Source organism: Flavobacterium ajazii (assembly GCF_010614725.1).
Taxonomy (GTDB): domain Bacteria; phylum Bacteroidota; class Bacteroidia; order Flavobacteriales; family Flavobacteriaceae; genus Flavobacterium; species Flavobacterium ajazii.
Genome location: NZ_JAAEHL010000002.1, coordinates 194399 through 212281 on the forward strand (window position 1 = coordinate 194399; position 17883 = coordinate 212281).

General features: G+C 33.6%; 19 protein-coding genes and 1 pseudogene. 15 read left to right on the top strand and 5 right to left on the bottom strand.

Annotated elements, in window-relative coordinates; all coding sequences use genetic code 11:
* Positions 1–26: 26 nt before the first annotated feature.
* The 4 genes from GWR14_RS03495 to GWR14_RS03510 form a co-directional block, all read right to left on the bottom strand.
* Positions 27–824 carry a rhomboid family intramembrane serine protease gene (locus tag GWR14_RS03495; protein ID WP_163407666.1) on the bottom strand — a complete coding sequence of 266 codons (798 nt, stop codon included), beginning with the start codon at positions 822–824 and terminating at the stop codon, positions 27–29.
* A complete protein-coding gene (gene mutL, locus GWR14_RS03500; protein WP_163407667.1) occupies positions 821–2734 on the bottom strand; it encodes a DNA mismatch repair endonuclease MutL in 1914 nt (637 codons plus the stop codon). The genes GWR14_RS03495 and mutL overlap by 4 nt, the downstream gene beginning before the upstream one ends.
* 176 nt (positions 2735–2910) lie before the next feature.
* On the bottom strand, positions 2911–3483 hold the full coding sequence (gene ribH / locus GWR14_RS03505; protein WP_163407668.1) for a 6,7-dimethyl-8-ribityllumazine synthase: 573 nt from the start codon (positions 3481–3483) through the stop codon (positions 2911–2913).
* A 92-nt stretch (positions 3484–3575) separates the two neighbouring features.
* Positions 3576–4355, bottom strand: coding sequence for a tetratricopeptide repeat protein (locus tag GWR14_RS03510; RefSeq protein WP_163407669.1), 780 nt, complete (start codon positions 4353–4355; stop codon positions 3576–3578).
* 241 nt (positions 4356–4596) lie between these two features.
* On the opposite strand from GWR14_RS03510, the gene recF reads away from it, so the two are divergent.
* The 13 genes and pseudogenes from recF (at position 4597) to GWR14_RS03575 (ending at position 14775) form a co-directional block, all read left to right on the top strand.
* The gene (recF, locus tag GWR14_RS03515) at positions 4597–5676 is read left to right on the top strand and encodes a DNA replication/repair protein RecF (protein WP_163407670.1); all 1080 of its coding nucleotides are present in this window, start codon (positions 4597–4599) and stop codon (positions 5674–5676) included.
* Between the two features lie 120 nt (positions 5677–5796).
* Positions 5797–6474, top strand: coding sequence for a DUF2461 domain-containing protein (locus GWR14_RS03520; RefSeq protein ID WP_163407671.1), 678 nt, complete (start codon positions 5797–5799; stop codon positions 6472–6474).
* Positions 6475–6544: 70 nt separating this feature from the next.
* Positions 6545–7597, top strand: a complete 1053-nt coding sequence (locus GWR14_RS03525) for a glycosyltransferase (protein WP_163407672.1) — start codon at positions 6545–6547, stop codon at positions 7595–7597.
* A gap of 1 nt (position 7598) precedes the next feature.
* A complete protein-coding gene (locus GWR14_RS03530; protein WP_163407673.1) occupies positions 7599–8021 on the top strand; it encodes a hypothetical protein in 423 nt (140 codons plus the stop codon).
* A 114-nt stretch (positions 8022–8135) separates the two neighbouring features.
* Positions 8136–9149: a UDP-N-acetylmuramate dehydrogenase gene (gene murB / locus GWR14_RS03535; RefSeq protein ID WP_163407674.1), complete on the top strand. Its 1014-nt coding sequence runs from the start codon at positions 8136–8138 to the stop codon at positions 9147–9149.
* Positions 9150–9175: 26 nt separating this feature from the next.
* Complete coding sequence (locus GWR14_RS03540) at positions 9176–9682, top strand: hypothetical protein (protein WP_163407675.1); 507 nt, start codon at positions 9176–9178, stop codon at positions 9680–9682.
* A complete protein-coding gene (locus GWR14_RS03545) occupies positions 9679–10137 on the top strand; it encodes a GNAT family N-acetyltransferase (RefSeq protein WP_163407676.1) in 459 nt (152 codons plus the stop codon). Before GWR14_RS03540 ends, GWR14_RS03545 begins: the two co-directional genes overlap by 4 nt.
* A gap of 11 nt (positions 10138–10148) precedes the next feature.
* A complete protein-coding gene (locus GWR14_RS03550; RefSeq protein WP_163407677.1) occupies positions 10149–10763 on the top strand; it encodes an FMN-binding negative transcriptional regulator in 615 nt (204 codons plus the stop codon).
* An 82-nt stretch (positions 10764–10845) separates the two neighbouring features.
* A complete protein-coding gene (locus tag GWR14_RS03555) occupies positions 10846–11952 on the top strand; it encodes a glycosyltransferase (protein ID WP_163407678.1) in 1107 nt (368 codons plus the stop codon).
* Positions 11943–12494 carry an RNA polymerase sigma factor gene (locus GWR14_RS03560; protein WP_163407679.1) on the top strand — a complete coding sequence of 184 codons (552 nt, stop codon included), beginning with the start codon at positions 11943–11945 and terminating at the stop codon, positions 12492–12494. The genes GWR14_RS03555 and GWR14_RS03560 overlap by 10 nt, the downstream gene beginning before the upstream one ends.
* Before the next feature lie 156 nt (positions 12495–12650).
* On the top strand, positions 12651–13502 hold the full coding sequence (locus GWR14_RS03565; protein ID WP_163407680.1) for an energy transducer TonB: 852 nt from the start codon (positions 12651–12653) through the stop codon (positions 13500–13502).
* A 97-nt stretch (positions 13503–13599) separates the two neighbouring features.
* Positions 13600–14348: pseudogene (locus tag GWR14_RS03570) on the top strand (DUF4184 family protein).
* A gap of 46 nt (positions 14349–14394) precedes the next feature.
* Positions 14395–14775, top strand: coding sequence for a PH domain-containing protein (locus GWR14_RS03575; protein ID WP_163407681.1), 381 nt, complete (start codon positions 14395–14397; stop codon positions 14773–14775).
* Between the two features lie 57 nt (positions 14776–14832).
* Here the strand turns inward: GWR14_RS03575 and GWR14_RS03580 are convergent, their stop codons facing one another.
* Positions 14833–15708 carry a M48 family metalloprotease gene (locus tag GWR14_RS03580; RefSeq protein ID WP_163407682.1) on the bottom strand — a complete coding sequence of 292 codons (876 nt, stop codon included), beginning with the start codon at positions 15706–15708 and terminating at the stop codon, positions 14833–14835.
* A 242-nt stretch (positions 15709–15950) separates the two neighbouring features.
* Here GWR14_RS03580 and lipA point away from each other — a divergent pair, with 242 nt between their 5' ends.
* Positions 15951–16817 (top strand): lipoyl synthase, encoded by an 867-nt coding sequence (gene lipA / locus GWR14_RS03585; protein WP_163407683.1) that lies wholly within the window; start codon positions 15951–15953, stop codon positions 16815–16817.
* A 63-nt stretch (positions 16818–16880) separates the two neighbouring features.
* Entirely contained in the window at positions 16881–17879 is a 999-nt protein-coding gene (gene gap / locus GWR14_RS03590) for a type I glyceraldehyde-3-phosphate dehydrogenase (RefSeq protein ID WP_163407684.1), read from the top strand.
* Positions 17880–17883: the final 4 nt, after the last annotated feature.

A 17883-nucleotide genomic window follows, 5' to 3' on the forward strand; every position in this document is an offset into this window, starting at 1 on the left:
AAAGTTAATCATTTTAAAGTTAAAAATTAATTCCAACGATTGTTATTGAACTGATTTTTTTTCCAGTATAACATCATTAAAAAACCGGCAATCGCTCCTCCAACGTGAGCAAAATGGGCAATCCCTGTACCTCCACTTCCAAAAAGGGAGCTACCTTTAAATCCTAAAAATAAATCAATTGCTAAAATTCCCGGAACAAAATATTTCGCTTTGATTGGAACAGGAATAAACATTAAGGCTAACTCAGCATTAGGAAACATAAAGGCAAAAGCGGTAAGCAAACCATAGATTGCACCAGAAGCTCCTAAGACAGGAGATTGTACAATTCCAGCAGCCTCTCCTAAAATATTAAATTGTTCTTGAGTACAATGTGCATTTTTTAGAATAGCAGCAACTTGACCTTGTATAATTTCCCCAGATTCATATCTTGTATTCAAAATTAAATGAAGGTCAGCTTTAGATAAATTCAATTCTGAAACCGAACTCAAAAGCGATTGCAACTGAAGGTAATTTACTCCTGTGTGAAGCAAAGCTGCTCCTAGTCCACATGAAATATAAAAAAACAAGAACTTTTTTCCTCCCCAAAAATGTTCCAATGCAGAACCAAAACTATATAATGCAAACATGTTAAATAAAATATGAGCAAAATTTGGCCATGGTGCATGCATAAACATATGAGTAATAATCTGCCAAATTTGAAAATTATTACTTTCAGGATAAAACAATGATAAATACCCATAAGATGCATCTACCAACTGAGAACCTACAAAAAAAATAATATTAATAATAAGGAGTTGTTTTACAACTGGAGTGATATTCATCATAAGGCAAACTTTTTATCTATATCTTCCACACGCATAGTGATGAAAGTAGGTTTTTGAAAAGGTGAAATATTAGGATCTTTACAGGCAAACAAACCGTTTACTAAATTATCTTGTTCTTTTTCGGTTAAATATGATCCGGTTTTAACCGATAAACTTTTGGCCATCGACTTGGCAATAGTATCATTCTGACTATAACTGTTGGCAGGAATGCCGTCCTGTAAATCACTCAACAATTGTTCTATTACCAGCGGAACTTCACTTTCGGTAATATTTACCGGAATTCCGGAAATCACAACATGATCTGACATTGTCGCATCAAAGACAAATCCGGTGGTTTCCAGTGAAGGTTTTAATTCTTCAATCAGTTCCATTTCTGCAGAAGAATAAAATAAATCCAGCGGAAAAAGCAATTGCTGACTTGAAGCCTGCGTAACGGTCATATTTAGTAAAAACTGTTCGTACAAAATACGCTGATGAGCACGCTGCTGATCCACAATAACCATTCCTGATTTAATTGGCGAAACAATATATTTTTTATGAATCTGATACGTTTTCTGACTAGTCTGTTCTACCTCATCGTCGTTAAACAAAGAAGAAGTCACTTCTTCATTTTCGAATGTAAAAGGCGAACTTTCTATACTTTCAGAATTTTCGGTATCCAGTCCCACATACAAACTTTCCCAGCTTGCAGTAGGCTCTACTCGTTTTGAATAACCAGAATAGGATGACCCGGACGAAGATCCTGAACTGTAGTTTGAAGGTCCCGAACTGGCTTTACTGAAATGCTGATTCGTTTTGTCATCGGTAAACGGATTAAAAGTGGAATCAACCTGAATTGTTGGCGTTTCCGCCTGCATATCTTTATAATGATATGGTGTATCTAAATTTGAATCTCTGTCAAAATCCAAAACCGGAGCCACATTAAACTGACCTAAACTATGTTTTATTGAGGCTCTCAAAATAGCATACAAAGCTGATTCATCATCAAACTTTATTTCAGTTTTAGTCGGATGTATATTAATATCAATTGTATTAGGCGGTACCTGAAGATACAAAAAGTAACTTGGCTGTGAACCATCTTTCAATAAGCCGTCGTAAGCTGCCATAACTGCATGATGCAAATAACCGCTTTTTATGAAACGATCATTTACAAAAAAGAACTGTTCTCCTCTATTTTTCTTCGCAAATTCAGGCTTGCAAACAAATCCTTGAATATTGATAATCTCTGTATCTTCATTTACAGGAACCAATTTTTCATTAGTCTTACCAGACATAATTCCAACAATTCGCTGACGATAACCTGCTGCCGGAAGATTATACATTTCACTCCCATTATGATAAAAAGTAAAATGAATATTTGGATGTGCAAGTGCCACACGCTGAAATTCATCCATGACATGACGAAATTCAACCGTATCCGACTTTAAGAAATTACGACGTGCCGGAATATTAAAAAACAGATTTTTCACGGCAAACGAAGTGCCTTTTGGTAAAACAGCCACTTCCTGCGAAACAAATTTACTACCCTCAATTACAATGTGCGTTCCTAATTCGTCCTGATCTTGTTTGGTTTTCATTTCCATGTGGGCAATTGCAGCAATAGAAGCCAATGCTTCTCCACGAAAACCTTTGGTTGCAAGAGAAAACAAATCTTCTGCCTGACGGATTTTTGAAGTTGCGTGGCGCGCAAAACACAAACGGGCATCAGTAACACTCATCCCCTTGCCATTATCAATAACCTGAACCAATGATTTACCGGCATCTTTTATAATCAGTTTAATGTCCGTTGCATTTGCATCAACAGCATTTTCTAACAATTCTTTTACCACTGAAGCAGGCCTTTGGACCACCTCTCCAGCAGCAATTTGATTAGCAACGTGATCAGGAAGTAATTGAATTATACTTGACATTAAAATTTAAGATAGTAGATTAACGATTTAAGAATTTTGATTTAAAATCTAAACTAAGGTATACAAATTTAATAATTTTCTCTTGGCTTTTAGAATATGTCATGTCATAAAAAAAACAAAAAACCTATACCATTATTACACAGTATAGGTTTTAATATTTTTAAAACAAACGTGTTTTATTCGTTTTCTATTTTTCTTGGTGAATCTTCAATCTGCAGAGCACCGGAAGTCAGCAAAGGCTGGTTGAATGTATGTGCAATTGAAGCCTGCTGACGAATGTAGGCCATTTTAATAGCGGCAATTGCTGCTTCTGTACCTTTATTTCCGTGAACTCCTCCGCTTCTGTCAATTGACTGCTGCATGTTATTATCTGTTAAAACACAGAAAATAACAGGAATATCGGTTTGAACATTCAAGTCTTTAATTCCCTGTGTAACACCTTCACACACAAAATCAAAATGTTTGGTTTGTCCCTGAATTACACATCCGATTACAATAACCACATCAACGTTTTGTGTCTGAAGCATTTTTTTTGCTCCATAAATCAATTCAAAACTTCCCGGAACATTCCAACGGATAATTTGCTGTGCAGGAACTTCACAATCGATCAGCGCATCAAAAGCACCATTATAAAGTCCTTCTGTTATAGTATCATTCCATTCAGAAACAACAATCCCAAATCGAAAGTCTTTCGCATTTGGGATTGTGTTTTTATCGTATTCTGATAAATTTTTATTTTCGGTAGCCATTTTTAATATTTAAGATTTAACCCTTATTTCGGGGTTGATTTAGATTGCAAAAATACAAATCTAAAAACTAAATCTGAACTCTAAAAATTAAATTATTGCGCTAATCCAATCAAAGCATCAACTGAAGCAGCTTCAGGAGTTCCGTCAAAATTTTCTTTGATATCTGTCAAATATTTTAACGCATCTTCCTTCTGACCTAAAGCCAAAGCTGTTTTACCTGCTTTTAACAAGAAACGAGGAGTTGTAAAATCGTTTTTGTTAGATTCAGCAGCTTTTACATAATAACTTAAAGCTTCTTTTTGGTTATTTTTCTGAGAGTATGCATCTCCTATAGCTCCAGTTGCCAATGCACTCAAAATCATATCACCCGACTTAAACTCTCCAAGATATTTAATTGCATCGTCAAATTTACCTGTATTCAAATAGGCCATACCAGCATAGTAGTTTGCTAAATTTCCGGCATCTGTTCCAGAATATTCTTCTGCAATTTTAATGAATCCGAATTTACCTTCAGAACCGTTCAATGCTAATTTGTATAATGAATCACTTGCTACACCATCAACAGCTTTTTGGAAGTTTTGCTGTGCAACAAACATTTCGTTAGCAGCTTCATCCTGTTTAGGAGTTTCAATAAATTTCTGGTAAGCTAAATATCCAATAGTAGCAACTGCAATACCAGCAACTAAACCAATAATGATTTTTTGATTTTTAGCAACCCAGTCTTCAGTTTTTGAAGCAGTTTCATCTAATTTAGAAAAAACACCAGCTGTTGTGCTGTCTTTTTCATCAATTACTACCTGTTGTTCTTCAGTTACTTCTTTTACTTCCTTCTCTTTCGGTGCTTTATATCCTCTTTTATTGTAAGTAGCCATTTAAAATTAATTTAGTGAACGGCAAAAATAAAATTTTTATTGAAACTGAGATAAAAAAAAGCAAAATTATCACTATTTTAAAAAAAATATTTTACTAAAGCATTTGTCCTTTCGCAGAAGCAGGAAAATAAATCAGCCTAAGAATCTTCCGAAACCAATTATATCGATAATTTTCGGTAATTTGCAGCCTCAAATTTTTGCTGCCAAAAACGGTGAATTTTTCACGTGGAGTCCCTAAAAAATGCATTTAAACAAAATTTCTTTATTCAATTATAAAAACTTTTCCGAAGCAAGTTTTGAATTCGACCTCAAAATCAACTGCTTTGTGGGAAAAAATGGTATTGGAAAAACCAACGTACTGGATGCCATTTATCATCTTGCTTACGGAAAAAGCTATTTTAATCCACTTGCTGTTCAAAACATCAAACATGGTGAAGAGTTTTTTGTAATTGATGCCGAATTAAATAAAAACGAAAGAACAGAGCAGATTGTCTGCAGTTTAAAAAAAGGACAAAAAAAGGTTTTAAAGCGAAATGGTAAACCCTACGATAAATTCTCAGATCATATCGGGTTTATTCCGCTAGTCATTATTTCGCCTGCAGATCGTGATTTGATTGTTGAAGGAAGCGAAACCCGCCGAAAATTTATGGATAGTGTAATTTCTCAGTTAGATTCTACTTATCTCCATCAATTAATAAACTATCAAAAAGTAATTACGCAGCGAAATGCCCTTTTAAAGTATTTTGCCCTTAATCATACTTTTGACAACGACACCTTATCTATATATAACGAACAGCTGAATGAATACGGAAAATCGATTTTTGAAAAACGAAAAGATTTCCTTGAGCAATTTATACCAATATTTAATGTACATCATCAGGCAATAACCGGATCTGAAGAAAGCGTACAATTGGTTTACGAAAGCCATTTGCACGAAAAAGACCTTTTAACGCTTTTACAGGAAAACATCAATAAGGACAGAGTGCTGCATTATACAACAGTCGGAATTCATAAAGATGATTTGTCTTTTGAAATTGATTCACATCCGATAAAAAAATTCGGATCACAAGGACAACAGAAGTCTTTTCTGATAGCCCTAAAATTAGCTCAATTTGAGTTTCTGAAAAAACAAAGCGGTGTAAAACCCATTCTTTTATTTGATGATATTTTTGATAAACTTGACGAAACGCGTGTTGCCAAAATTGTAGAAATGGTAAATACCGAAACTTTTGGACAGCTTTTTATTTCTGACACGCACCCGGAACGCACCGAAACGATTGTAAAATCGACACATCAGAGTTATAAAATATTTAATTTATAATTTTTATGATTTCAAAAAATGATATAATTTGTATCATTTTCAGAATCAGTCCCAAAACAGAAATCATTAAATTAGCCTAAACAAAACTTAGAAAACAACTGCAATAAATATTTAAGAAACATGTTAGCGAAAGAATCATTGCAATTTTTAGACGATTTAAAAAGAAACAATAATAGAGACTGGTTTCAGGACAATAAAAAACGATATGAAGTTTTTAAAAAAGATTATCATCAATTGGTGAGCGATTTTCTCGATGTCATGAAACCACTCGATCCTTCCTTAGAATTATTGGAAGTCAAAAACTGTACTTTCAGAATTAACCGTGATATTCGTTTTTCTAAAGATAAATCTCCTTACAAAGCACATTTAGGAATCTGGATGTCTGGCGGAACAAAAGGTTTGAACCGCGCCGGATATTATGTTCATATCGAAAAAGGCGCGAGTTTTATTGCTGGCGGATTTTATTCACCTGAAGCAGAAGACTTAAAGAAAGTCCGTAAAGAAATTGCTTTTTTCTATGATGATTTACAGGAAATTTTAAATGATAAAAACTTCAAAAAAGAGTTTAAAAGTTTAGACATAAACGAAAACAATTCACTTAAAAGTATGCCTCGCGGTTACGAAAAAGACCATCCAGCAATTGAATTTTTAAAACTGAAAAGCTTCACTGCAACTCAAGTTTATAACGTTTCTGAAGTCTTGGAAAAAGATTTCGTAAAGAAAATGAGTCAAAAACTTATTGCTTTAAAACCTCTAAACGAATTCATCAACCGCGCTTTGGATACTGAAGAATTTTAGAAAAAAAACGCCATGAATTCACGATTTATTCAAAATTAATTCGTGAATTCGTGGCGAAAAAACTTTTATAATGAAAAGGAAAATACTTTTTCTTGGAGAATCTTATCGCGCCGACGCCATTACCTGGATGAAAGGCCTGAAAGAATTTGGCGATTTTGAAATTATTACCTGGGAACTTCAAACTCCAAATAATCAAAGATTCAAACGTATTTTAGAGTATTTATTTGCCCCTGTTTCTATTCAAAAAATCATCAGAAAAGAAAAACCGGACATGATTATTGCTGAAAGAACAACAAGTTACGGTTTTCTTGCCGCATTATCAGGATCCAAAACTATTGCTATTGCACAACAAGGCAGAACCGATTTATGGCCTGAAACTTCAGTTTTATATCCTTATAAAAAATTCATTCAGAAATATGCTTTTAAAAAAGCGCATTTAATTCATGCTTGGGGACCTGTCATGGCTATTCACATGAAAGAGACTGGTGTTGAAATGAATAAAGTTTTAATACTCCCAAAAGGAATTGATTTATCAATTTTTACTCCTTCAACTAATAATTCGAACAAAATTGAGGCAATTGTAACACGTTCGCTACAGCCAGAATACCGACACGATTCTATTCTAAAAGCTTTCGGAATTTTAAACCAAAAAGGAATTGATTTTTCTCTGACCATTGTTGGAGACGGAACAAGATTGCAGTTTTTAAAAGATTTAGCAAAAGAACTCCAGATCGAAAACAAAGTAATATTTACAGGAAGAATTCCGAATACAGAACTTCCAAAATTATTACAGCAATCGAATATTTATATCAGTATGCCAATTACCGAGGGTGTTTCGGCCTCTTTATTTGAAGCTATGGCCTGCAATTGCTATCCTGTCGTTTCTGATATTCCCGGAAATCAAAGCTGGATTACACATCGCGAAAACGGACAGTTAATTGAAATCGATAATGTCAAAATGCTGGCAGAAGAATTAATTTGGTCTTTTGAAAATCCTGAATTACGAAATGAGGCGATTATTCGAAATAGAAAATTTGTGAAGGAGAATGCGAATTATTATATTAATATGACGATTATTTCAGAGAAATATCATGAGTTACTGAATCGAAACCTAGACTATTAATATGGAAAAAATATTAATTTTCACTCCTATAGCATTAGCTTTCGGATACTTATTTTTTTATATGCTTTGGGGACAAGGATTAAACCCAAAAACTTTTAGATATAATACTCTTTTTGACAATGCTAAACTAGTAAAACATTTAATTTTTGCTTTCTGTTTTTTCATCATTGGAATTTTTAGATTGAAATCAAATCCTGCAGGTGCATTTTATTTTGTTCCTTTAATTTTCATTTTATTAGTTAGACTTTTCAACCCTCTTTTTCAAACTTTATACAATCGAAATATTATAATAGCAACTAAGTGGGATTACCCACCTAGAGGAAAAAAGGGAATAAAAATTTCAGATCGAATAATTGGTGCGTTAATTTTGTTACTTTCTATGATTTCCCCTATAATCCTAATGATTTTATTAGAAGACGCTTAAATTAATCATGAAGAATTCCAAGCTTTCGTTCCTAGCATAAAAATTTGCACTCTTTTCAGTTACCAAAACTTATAATTCATACTTTTGAATTCAGATTAAAAAGCCTTTTTATTTATGGAAATCCAATCCAACTTTTCTTTAAAAAACTATAATACATTTGGCATTGATGCTAATGCTAAAGAATTTGTTGCTGTACATTCTATCGCAGAATTGAAAACCGTTTTAGAAGAAAACAAAAACAAGAAAAAATTTATTTTAGGAGGCGGAAGCAATATGCTTTTGACGAAAGATATTGATGCTTTGGTGATTCATATCGATTTAAAAGGCAAAAAAATCACGAAAGAAGACGATGATTTTGTTTGGGTAGAAAGCCAGACGGGAGAAGTATGGCATGATTTCGTTCTCTGGACAATTGACAATAATTTTGGCGGTTTAGAAAACATGTCATTGATTCCCGGAAATGTAGGCACAACTCCGGTTCAGAATATTGGAGCTTACGGAACTGAAATTAAAGATACTTTTATTTCTTGCGAAGCTATGAATATTGCAACTCAGGAAATGAAAACTTTCACCAATGCGGAATGCAATTTTGGCTACCGTGAAAGTATTTTCAAAAATAAAGTAAAAGACCAATATATAATTACTTCGGTCATTTTTAAACTGACCAAACGCAATCATAAAATCAATACTTCTTACGGGGATATTCTGGCTGAATTAGCAAAAAACAATATTACTGAACCTTCCCTAAAAGATGTCAGCAATGCTGTAATCGCTATCAGAAAAAGTAAATTACCAGACCCTAAAGAGTTAGGTAACAGTGGAAGTTTCTTTAAAAACCCAATTATCTTAAAGTCTGATTTTGAAAAAATTCATCAAAAGTTTCCTGAAATGAAATATTATGAAGTTTCAGAAACCGAGGTAAAAGTTCCAGCTGGCTGGCTGATTGAACAAGCTGGTTTTAAAGGAAAACGTTTTGGTGATGCCGGCGTTCATAAAAATCAGGCTCTAGTCCTTGTAAATTATGGAAATGCAACCGGACAGGAAATTTTAGCAGTTTCAAAGGAGGTTCAAAAAACCGTTTTTGAAACTTTTGGCATCCATATTGATGCAGAAGTAAACGTTATTTAAAAAGGATTCATTTATTTTTGCTATTGATGAGAAAACTAAACATTAGAATTATCTTAATTCAGTTCTTTGGAATGATTTTCTTCATTAATGGAATCCTCCAACTCAGAATTTATAGTGTAACTGAAAAAGTCATTTGTCTAAAAAATCATTTTCAAATTCAAAAACCAGAATATTACAATCAATTATTCCCAACAAAAGAAGATGCCTTAAGCTTTTGGCCCGGAGTATATGTCTGGATTTTTTTGGGTTTATTAGTTGGAATATTCTTAATTTCTTTCCTCAACTGGAAAAATAAACTTTCACCATTAAATACCATCATAATTGCAATATCCCTTTATGCCCTCTTAAGACTTAAATTTTTCAGAAGAGAAATAGTATCGCATTTATTCCGCCCTGTTAGAACAGCACTTTTTAATGATTTGGGAGCACAATGCCTTTTTGAAGGAATTATTTTTACAATCATTGGCTTAACCATTTTATACTTAAGTGCTAAACCAAATTTATTTAATTCCAAAAAGCCTTTTGAAAGATGACGAAAATTCTTTCCATAAAAATAACGAATCCAAACGACGAAAAGACTTTTCAAATTACAGAAGAATTATCTGCAAATTTATTTAACCGTTTTGGAAGTGATGGAAAGAATTCATTCACAGACTGGCAGTATGACAACTTTAAATTTGTATTTGTCATCGCTGAATTAAACAATGAAATTGTAGGATGTGGAGCGATTAGACCAATTAACGAAAACACTGGTGAAGTAAAACGAATGTATTCGAAGCTTCCGCGAAAAAAAATCGGACAGACGGTTTTAGACTTTTTAGAAGCAAAAGCCAAATCAATTGGATACACAAATCTGATTTTGGAAACCCGCATAAAAAATAACGAAGCTGTTCAATTCTATCTCAAACAAGGCTACAACGTAATTCCGAATTACGGAAAATATGCAGATCGGCCGGAAGCAATTTGTTTTGGAAAATCATTGACATAAAACAATATGAAATGTACACACCTGATTTATATAAAAACGAAAATCCCGAAGAAATCAGAACTTTTTTAAAAGAAAACAGTTTTGGAATCCTAATCAATCAGACTAACGGAAAATTATGTGCTACTCATATTCCAATTGAACTTGAGATTAATGCTGACGGAAAAGAAGTTTTACAGGGCCATATTTCAAAACTTAATCCGCAGGCAGAAGGTTTTCAGGAAAACGATCAGGTTTTAGCTGTTTTTACAGGCCCACACAGCTATATTTCTTCATCCTGGTACGATCACGAAAATGTACCAACCTGGAATTACATAGCCGTACATATTTATGGAAAAATCAGAATTGTGGATTATGAAACTTCTGTAGAGCAGTTAAAAAAGCTGGTTGATAAATACGAAGCCAATTCTAAAAATCCTGTCCGGGTAGAAAATTTATCAGCAAAAACTATGCGTGAAGCGAGAGGAATCTTTGGTTTTGAAATCGAAATCAATGAAATTCAGGCGACTAAAAAACTATCCCAGAACCGTGATGATTCTAATTACAAAAATATAATTTCAGAACTGGAGAAAACGGAAAACCCTCAGGCTATTGCTGTTGCAAAAGAAATGTCAAAATGCCGAAAGTAAATCGGTTTTAACTATTGAAAATTAGGAATTCATACCTACATTTGCACTCGCAAGATTCGGAAATTAAAAGACATTAAAACATATGCTTATATTTTTACTTTACTTCTTTATTGCTGTTGTATTCATCCAGGTTTTTTACTACTTAGGGATTTTCGGAAAGTTTGCTTTCGCTAAATCTCAAAACATTACCCAAAAAAAACTTCCGGTTTCAGTAATTGTCTGTGCCAAAAATGAAGAAGAAAACGTAAAAAAATATATTCCGCTACTGGCAGAACAAAATTATCCTGATTTTGAAATCGTGCTAATTGATGATGCTTCAAGCGATGAAACCTTAGAAGTCTTTGAAGAATTTGAAAAGCAATATTCTAATATCCGTTTAGTAAAAGTCCAAAACAACGAAGCCTTTTGGGGAAATAAAAAGTATGCCCTGACTTTAGGAATCAAAGCTTCAAAAAAAGACTATCTTTTGTTTACAGATGCTGATTGTTACCCAACTTCAACAGAATGGATTACAGCTATGAGTTCTCAGTTTACCATGAACAAGACTATAATCTTGGGCTACGGCGGTTACGAAAAAATTAATCGTTCCCTACTGAACAAAGTCATTCGTTTTGAAACTGTTTTGACTGCAACACAATATTTTTCCTGGGCCAGAATCGGACTTCCATATATGGGAGTTGGAAGAAATTTAGCTTATAAAAAAGAAGAGTTTTTTAATGTAAATGGTTTTATCGAACACATACAGGTGCGTTCAGGAGACGATGATTTATTTGTAAATCAGGCTGCAAGAAAAGCCAACACTACCATTGCGTATGCTCCTGAAAGTTTTACCTATTCAAAACCGAAAGAAACTTACAAAGAATGGTTTTCGCAAAAAAGAAGACATACTTCGACTGCTAATTATTATAAATTTTTTGATCAAATACAACTGGGGCTTTTTTACAGTTCACAATTATTATTCTTCGTATTAGCCATTGTTTTATTGTCATTTCAATTTCAATGGATCGTGGTTTTGGCTCTATTGGCAACCCGTTATACTATTGCCTGGACTGTAACCGGATTCTCTGCAGGCAAATTAAAAGAAAAAGATCTTAAAATTTGGTTTCCGGTTGTAGAATTCATACTTATATTCACACAAATCAATATCTTTATAACCAATATTTTCTCAAAACCTGTACATTGGAAATAAATTCTAAAATAGAAAAAGCAAAAAAAGGTGATCAGATTGCCTTTACTTTTTTATTAGATTTCTATTGGAATGAAGTGTACAGCTTTATGCTAAAACGTACCGAAAACGAAACTACGGCTGAAGATATTACCATTGAAACTTTCTCAAAAGCTTTCGATAAAATTGCTACTTATAATCCCGAATTTCAATTCAACACCTGGTTAATTGCCATTGCAAAAAACGTTTATATTGATTTATTAAGAAAAAAGAAAACCAGTCTTTTTATTGAAATCACCGACAACGAAGATCAGCAGGCATACAATATTGCCGATCCTACTCCATCTGCAGAAGATGCATTAATTAAGGAGCAAAACCTTTCCCGTTTGCTTTTATGCATCAAAGAATTAAAACCACACTATCAGGAAGTCATTCAGTTACGTTATTTTCAGGAAATGACCTATCAGGAAATTGCACTCAAAATTGATGAGCCTTTAAGCAATGTAAAAGTAAAATTACTCCGCGCCAAAAAATTATTGGCAGAAATTATCGAACGTAACAGATAATTTACTATCTTTAAAAAAAGGATAAAATATCCATAATTTTATTCTTAAAAAAATAAACAATTCACATACCAAAAGTTCTTTGTTTTCGTTTTTAGTTAAACTAAAATCCTTATTGCTTATGATTTAATATTACTTAACCTTTTAAATCCAATTACCATGTCTAAATTAAGCATCTATGAAACCAAGTGGACCGATCTTGTTTTCGAAAACAAAAACAAAGAATATGGCGCGTATCAATTACGCCAGGAAAATGCCAAAACAACTGTCACAGCACTATTTATGGCCCTACTGTTAATAGCAACCATAGGAAGTGTATCGATGCTGATTGGTAAATTCACAACAAACTCTCCTATTACTGAAAGCATTCCTCCGATTGATGACGTAATGAGACCAGTTGATTTAGACCAAATAGTAAAGCCAAAAACAGATGAAGCTGTCGCTCCGCCACCAGCACAGCAACAACAGGCTGTTGCACAAGTAACAGAGGCTCGTCAGTTAGTAAATCCTGTTGTTGTTCCTACCCAGGATGCTTTACCAGAAATCGCTCCAAACAAAGACAACACACCTGTTGTAGACAATACTTCTACAGGAAACGGTACTGTAGTTAATGCATTACCATCATCAGGTAGCGGTACAGGAGACGGAACCGGAACCAGTTCAGGAGTTGACGGCGGAACAGGAAGTACCATAATAAACAGTGCAATATTAGACAAAATGCCTGAGTTCCCTGGAGGAATAGGCAAGTTTTATACTTATGTAGGAAACAATTTCAACAAGCCAGAACTGGATGCCGAGAAAACATTAAGAGTATACGTTTCTTTTGTAATCGAAAAAGACGGTACAATGACTGATATTGTAGTAAAAAGCGATCCAGGTTACGGAATGGGTAAAGAAGCTGTAAGAGTTTTAAAATCTCTAAAAACAAAATGGGCTCCCGGAATTTTAGACGGAAAACCAGTAAGAACGGCGTATAACCTTCCGATTACTATAAAAACAGAAATGGAATAATGATAGAAAAAAGCAGAATTTAGGTTCTGCTTTTTTTTTGATTAAAAATGTACATTTATATCAAAATTAATCAACCCAGCGTCTAAAATTATTTTTAATGCCTTTTACCTTTTCTCATCCCGCGGTTGTTTTACCATTTAAATATTTACCTAAAAATTGGTTTTCATTAACAGGGCTTGTCATTGGTAGTATAGTCCCGGATTTCGAATATTTTATCAGAATGAAAGTAAAAGTCTTTACAGCCATACACTTGATGGAATCTTATGGTTTGATTTACCTCTTGCTCTTCTTCTCTGTTTTCTTTTTCACAATATTATTAAAAAACAGTTGTTCCAAAATGCACCAAAGGTATTTCAAATACGATTTTTCACTTTTAATAATTTTGACTGGAGCAATTCTTTTAAAAAGAACTGGTTTGTTATAATAATATCAATTTTAATCGGAACAACTACACATCTTTTGTGGGACAGTTTTACTCATGATCACGGATATTTTATCAATCATATCGCCAGTCTGCAAAAAACTTTTGTTATTTCTAATATAAAAATTCCAGCAATAAAAATTGCACAACATTCAAGCACAATTACAGGAGGAACTATTATTATTTATACCTTTTTTAAGCTACCCAAAAGCTCTCCTCCAGTTTCTTTAATAAATAAAAACTATTGGATTTTGTTATTATTAATCTCTACTACGATTTTAGCATTTAGATTTAATACAGGTCTTGGAGCTAAAGAATATGGCAACATTATCGTTTCAATTATTGCATCTATTCTAATTTCATTAATTCTGACACCGCTTGTATTAAACTTAAACAAATTTTCAAAAAACCAGAAAATCGATTAATTTTACAATAGTTTAACAAATAAATCAAAATTAAAAACAGTAAAAAATGGGAATATTTTCAGCTATTCTTGGCAATGCCAGTTCTGTAAACCAAGAAGATTTAATTAAAAAATACGGACAGCTTTTAACTGATAATGAACAATTTGAAATAGGTTTCAAATTAATCCGTGACACTTTTATCTTTACCAACAAAAGATTAATTTTAGTTGACGTACAGGGAATCACAGGCAGCAAAACAGAATACAAATCAATTGCATATAAAAGCATTACACGATTTAGTGTAGAAACTGCCGGAACTTTTGACCTTGATGCCGAATTAAAAATTTGGGTTTCAAGCGAATTACAGCCAAGCATTGTAAAACAATTCAATAAATCGGTAAATGTGTATGACGTACAAAAAGTACTGGCACATCACGTTTTAGGTTAAAAAAATAAGCCCGACAAGTTTTAAATTTGCCGGGCTTTTTACTTATTTTAGAAACTCTTATTTCTTTTTTGTTGTTGTCGTTTTTTTCTTCGTTGTTGTCTTTTTTGCAGGTGTGGCTGCAGGTGCTGTATTTACTATTTTTTGCTGTACATAAGCTTTATACAAGCCATCTTTCTCGGCTCTTTTTTTGGCATCCTCGGCTCTCTGTTTTGAATCAGGATGTGAACTCATCATTCTCTCTAAAAACGATGCTTCTGTACCCTCACTCATTTTAGCCAAAATTCTAAATGCAGATTCTTCAGCATTAACATTATAGCCGTTTTTCTTCATAAAATTATACGCAAATAAATCGGCCTCAGCTTCTTGTTTTCGACTGTGCTTGCTGTCAATCATAGCACTTCCAATTTTTCCTAACTGACTGTCTGTAACACTAGAAATTGTAGCCGACTGTGAAGAAGCACCATCAATCAGAGCCTCTTTTTGGTAAGCCGCACGCATAGCATCCCTTGAATCATTATTAGCAACGTGACCAATTTCATGACCAATTACTGCCAGCAATTCATTATCATCCATTATATCCATTAATCCTGAATACACACGAACACTACCGTCTGCCGTTGCAAATGCATTTACTTCTTTTAATTTATACACTTTATAATTCAGGGTATAACCTTCTCCTGAGGAATGTTTCCCAAAAACCCTATTTAGTCTCAGTGTATAAGGATCTGTTGGACCGGCCACCTGATTCTCTGCATCCAATTTATCAACGGCTTCCTTAGATAATTTTGCTGCATCAGCGTTTGTTAAAGTAAAACTTGTAACTCCTTTTTGAAGAGCTCCAATGGCCTTATCTCCCAAATTAATCTGTGCATTCATTTGGCTTACACCAAAAGAAGCAAACAGAATTCCTAAAAGTATAAATTTATTTTTCATTCTTAATCAGATTTAAATTAACACTACAAATATACTTAGAACTAAAATTATAAAACCCTTAATATTTATTTCTTTTTTAACCATTTAAACAATAAGTTCATTGTATTATTCAAATTCGGACTTAATTTATCATATAAAATTAACAAATCATCGATAATTAACCAATAAAATCGATAAGATAGTAATTAGACAGTATCCTAACTTATACAAGTTTACGTATATTTGTAGTTCAATTTTAATGTATGGAAACCGCAATAGAAAATATACCAACCGGAAAGCCTAAATGGTTAAAAGTTAAGCTTCCTATTGGACAAAAATACACTGAACTTCGTGGTTTGGTAGACAAATACAGCCTCAACACCATCTGTACCTCAGGAAGCTGCCCAAATATGGGCGAGTGCTGGGGAGAAGGAACGGCCACTTTTATGATTTTAGGAAATGTATGTACACGTTCATGCGGTTTTTGTGGTGTAAAAACCGGAAGACCCGAAACTGTAGACTGGGATGAACCTGAAAAAGTAGCCCGCTCTATCAAAATAATGAATATTAAACATGCTGTAATCACAAGTGTAGACAGAGATGATTTAAAAGACGGTGGTTCTATTATCTGGATAGAAACTGTAAAAGCAATCCGCAGAATGAACCCAAATACTACACTTGAAACTTTAATCCCTGATTTTCAAGGTATCGAAAGAAACATTGACCGAATTGTAGAAGCGAATCCGGAAGTTGTTTCACACAATATGGAAACTGTTCGCCGACTGACCCGTGAAGTGCGTATTCAGGCAAAATACGACCGAAGCCTGGAGGTTTTACGTTATTTGAAAGAGAAAGGAATTAACAGAACCAAATCAGGAATCATGTTAGGTCTTGGAGAAACTGAAGAAGAAGTTTTTCAAACCATGAGAGATTTACGCAATGCAAATGTCGATGTAGTAACTATCGGTCAATATTTACAACCAAGTAAAAAACACTTACCGGTAAAAGAATTCATAACTCCGGAACAGTTTGAAAGATACGAGAAATTTGGACTTGAATTAGGATTCCGTCATGTGGAGAGCGGACCTCTTGTTCGCTCATCTTACAAAGCACAAAAACATATATTGTAAAAAGTTTATTCGGTTAATCTTTAATTTGTTTTAACCGATTAAACAAATCAACAGCTTAAAAATTTGAAAACTAGAATTGCTATAAATGGTTTTGGAAGGATCGGCAGAAATTTATTTCGATTACTTTTAAATCATAACGAAATTGAAGTTGTTGCAATTAATGATATTGCAGACAACAAAACAATGTCACATTTAATAAAATATGACAGCATTCACGGAGTTTTACCTTTTGCGGTATCTCATGATGAAAAAGGCATTTTTGTAAATGAAAAACATTATTTATTTTTTCATGAAAATAAGATTTCAAATTTAGACTGGAAAAGCCATAATATTGATTTTGTAATTGAATCAACAGGAAAAAACAAAACGCACGAAGAACTAAATGCACATATTGAAGCCGGCGCCAAAAAAGTGATTCTTTCTGCTCCGTCTGAAGTAGACACAATAAAAACAGTTGTTCTGGGGGTAAACGAAGGAATTTTGGACGGAAATGAAAAAATTGTCTCAAATGCAAGTTGCACAACAAACAACGCCGCTCCAATGATTAAAATTATTGATGAGTTATGCGGAATTGAACAAGCTTACATTACAACAATACACTCTTACACAACAGACCAGAGTTTACACGATCAGCCACATAAAGATTTAAGAAGAGCAAGAGGAGCCAGTCAGTCAATTGTTCCGACAACAACAGGAGCTGCCAAGGCACTTACCAAAATCTTCCCTAATCTGCACCAAAAAATTGGAGGTTGCGGTATTCGTGTACCGGTTCCTGATGGTTCTTTAACAGATATTACATTCAATGTAAAACGCGCTGTTACAATCGAAGAAATTAATGAGGCTTTTCAAAAAGCCTCAAAAACATATTTAAATAAAATACTGGATTACACAGAAGACCCAATCGTATCCGTTGACATTATAGGCAATACACATTCTTGCTTATTTGATGCCCAATTGACATCTGTCATAGATAAAATGGTAAAAGTAGTAGGCTGGTACGACAATGAAATAGGCTATTCATCAAGATTAATCGATTTAATTCTGCTGATGAGAAAAACATAAGATT

Excerpts from the sequence above, each read along its gene's own strand:
- GWR14_RS03495 (WP_163407666.1), bottom strand. The coding sequence starts at position 824 with ATGATGAATATCACTCCAGTTGTAAAACAACTCCTTATTATTAATATT.
- mutL (WP_163407667.1), bottom strand. The coding sequence starts at position 2,734 with ATGTCAAGTATAATTCAATTACTTCCTGATCACGTTGCTAATCAAATT.
- ribH (WP_163407668.1), bottom strand. The coding sequence starts at position 3,483 with ATGGCTACCGAAAATAAAAATTTATCAGAATACGATAAAAACACAATC.
- GWR14_RS03510 (WP_163407669.1), bottom strand. The coding sequence starts at position 4,355 with ATGGCTACTTACAATAAAAGAGGATATAAAGCACCGAAAGAGAAGGAA.
- recF (WP_163407670.1), top strand. The coding sequence starts at position 4,597 with ATGCATTTAAACAAAATTTCTTTATTCAATTATAAAAACTTTTCCGAA.
- GWR14_RS03520 (WP_163407671.1), top strand. The coding sequence starts at position 5,797 with ATGTTAGCGAAAGAATCATTGCAATTTTTAGACGATTTAAAAAGAAAC.
- GWR14_RS03525 (WP_163407672.1), top strand. The coding sequence starts at position 6,545 with ATGAAAAGGAAAATACTTTTTCTTGGAGAATCTTATCGCGCCGACGCC.
- GWR14_RS03530 (WP_163407673.1), top strand. The coding sequence starts at position 7,599 with ATGGAAAAAATATTAATTTTCACTCCTATAGCATTAGCTTTCGGATAC.
- murB (WP_163407674.1), top strand. The coding sequence starts at position 8,136 with ATGGAAATCCAATCCAACTTTTCTTTAAAAAACTATAATACATTTGGC.
- GWR14_RS03540 (WP_163407675.1), top strand. The coding sequence starts at position 9,176 with ATGAGAAAACTAAACATTAGAATTATCTTAATTCAGTTCTTTGGAATG.
- GWR14_RS03545 (WP_163407676.1), top strand. The coding sequence starts at position 9,679 with ATGACGAAAATTCTTTCCATAAAAATAACGAATCCAAACGACGAAAAG.
- GWR14_RS03550 (WP_163407677.1), top strand. The coding sequence starts at position 10,149 with ATGTACACACCTGATTTATATAAAAACGAAAATCCCGAAGAAATCAGA.
- GWR14_RS03555 (WP_163407678.1), top strand. The coding sequence starts at position 10,846 with ATGCTTATATTTTTACTTTACTTCTTTATTGCTGTTGTATTCATCCAG.
- GWR14_RS03565 (WP_163407680.1), top strand. The coding sequence starts at position 12,651 with ATGTCTAAATTAAGCATCTATGAAACCAAGTGGACCGATCTTGTTTTC.
- GWR14_RS03575 (WP_163407681.1), top strand. The coding sequence starts at position 14,395 with ATGGGAATATTTTCAGCTATTCTTGGCAATGCCAGTTCTGTAAACCAA.
- GWR14_RS03580 (WP_163407682.1), bottom strand. The coding sequence starts at position 15,708 with ATGAAAAATAAATTTATACTTTTAGGAATTCTGTTTGCTTCTTTTGGT.
- lipA (WP_163407683.1), top strand. The coding sequence starts at position 15,951 with ATGGAAACCGCAATAGAAAATATACCAACCGGAAAGCCTAAATGGTTA.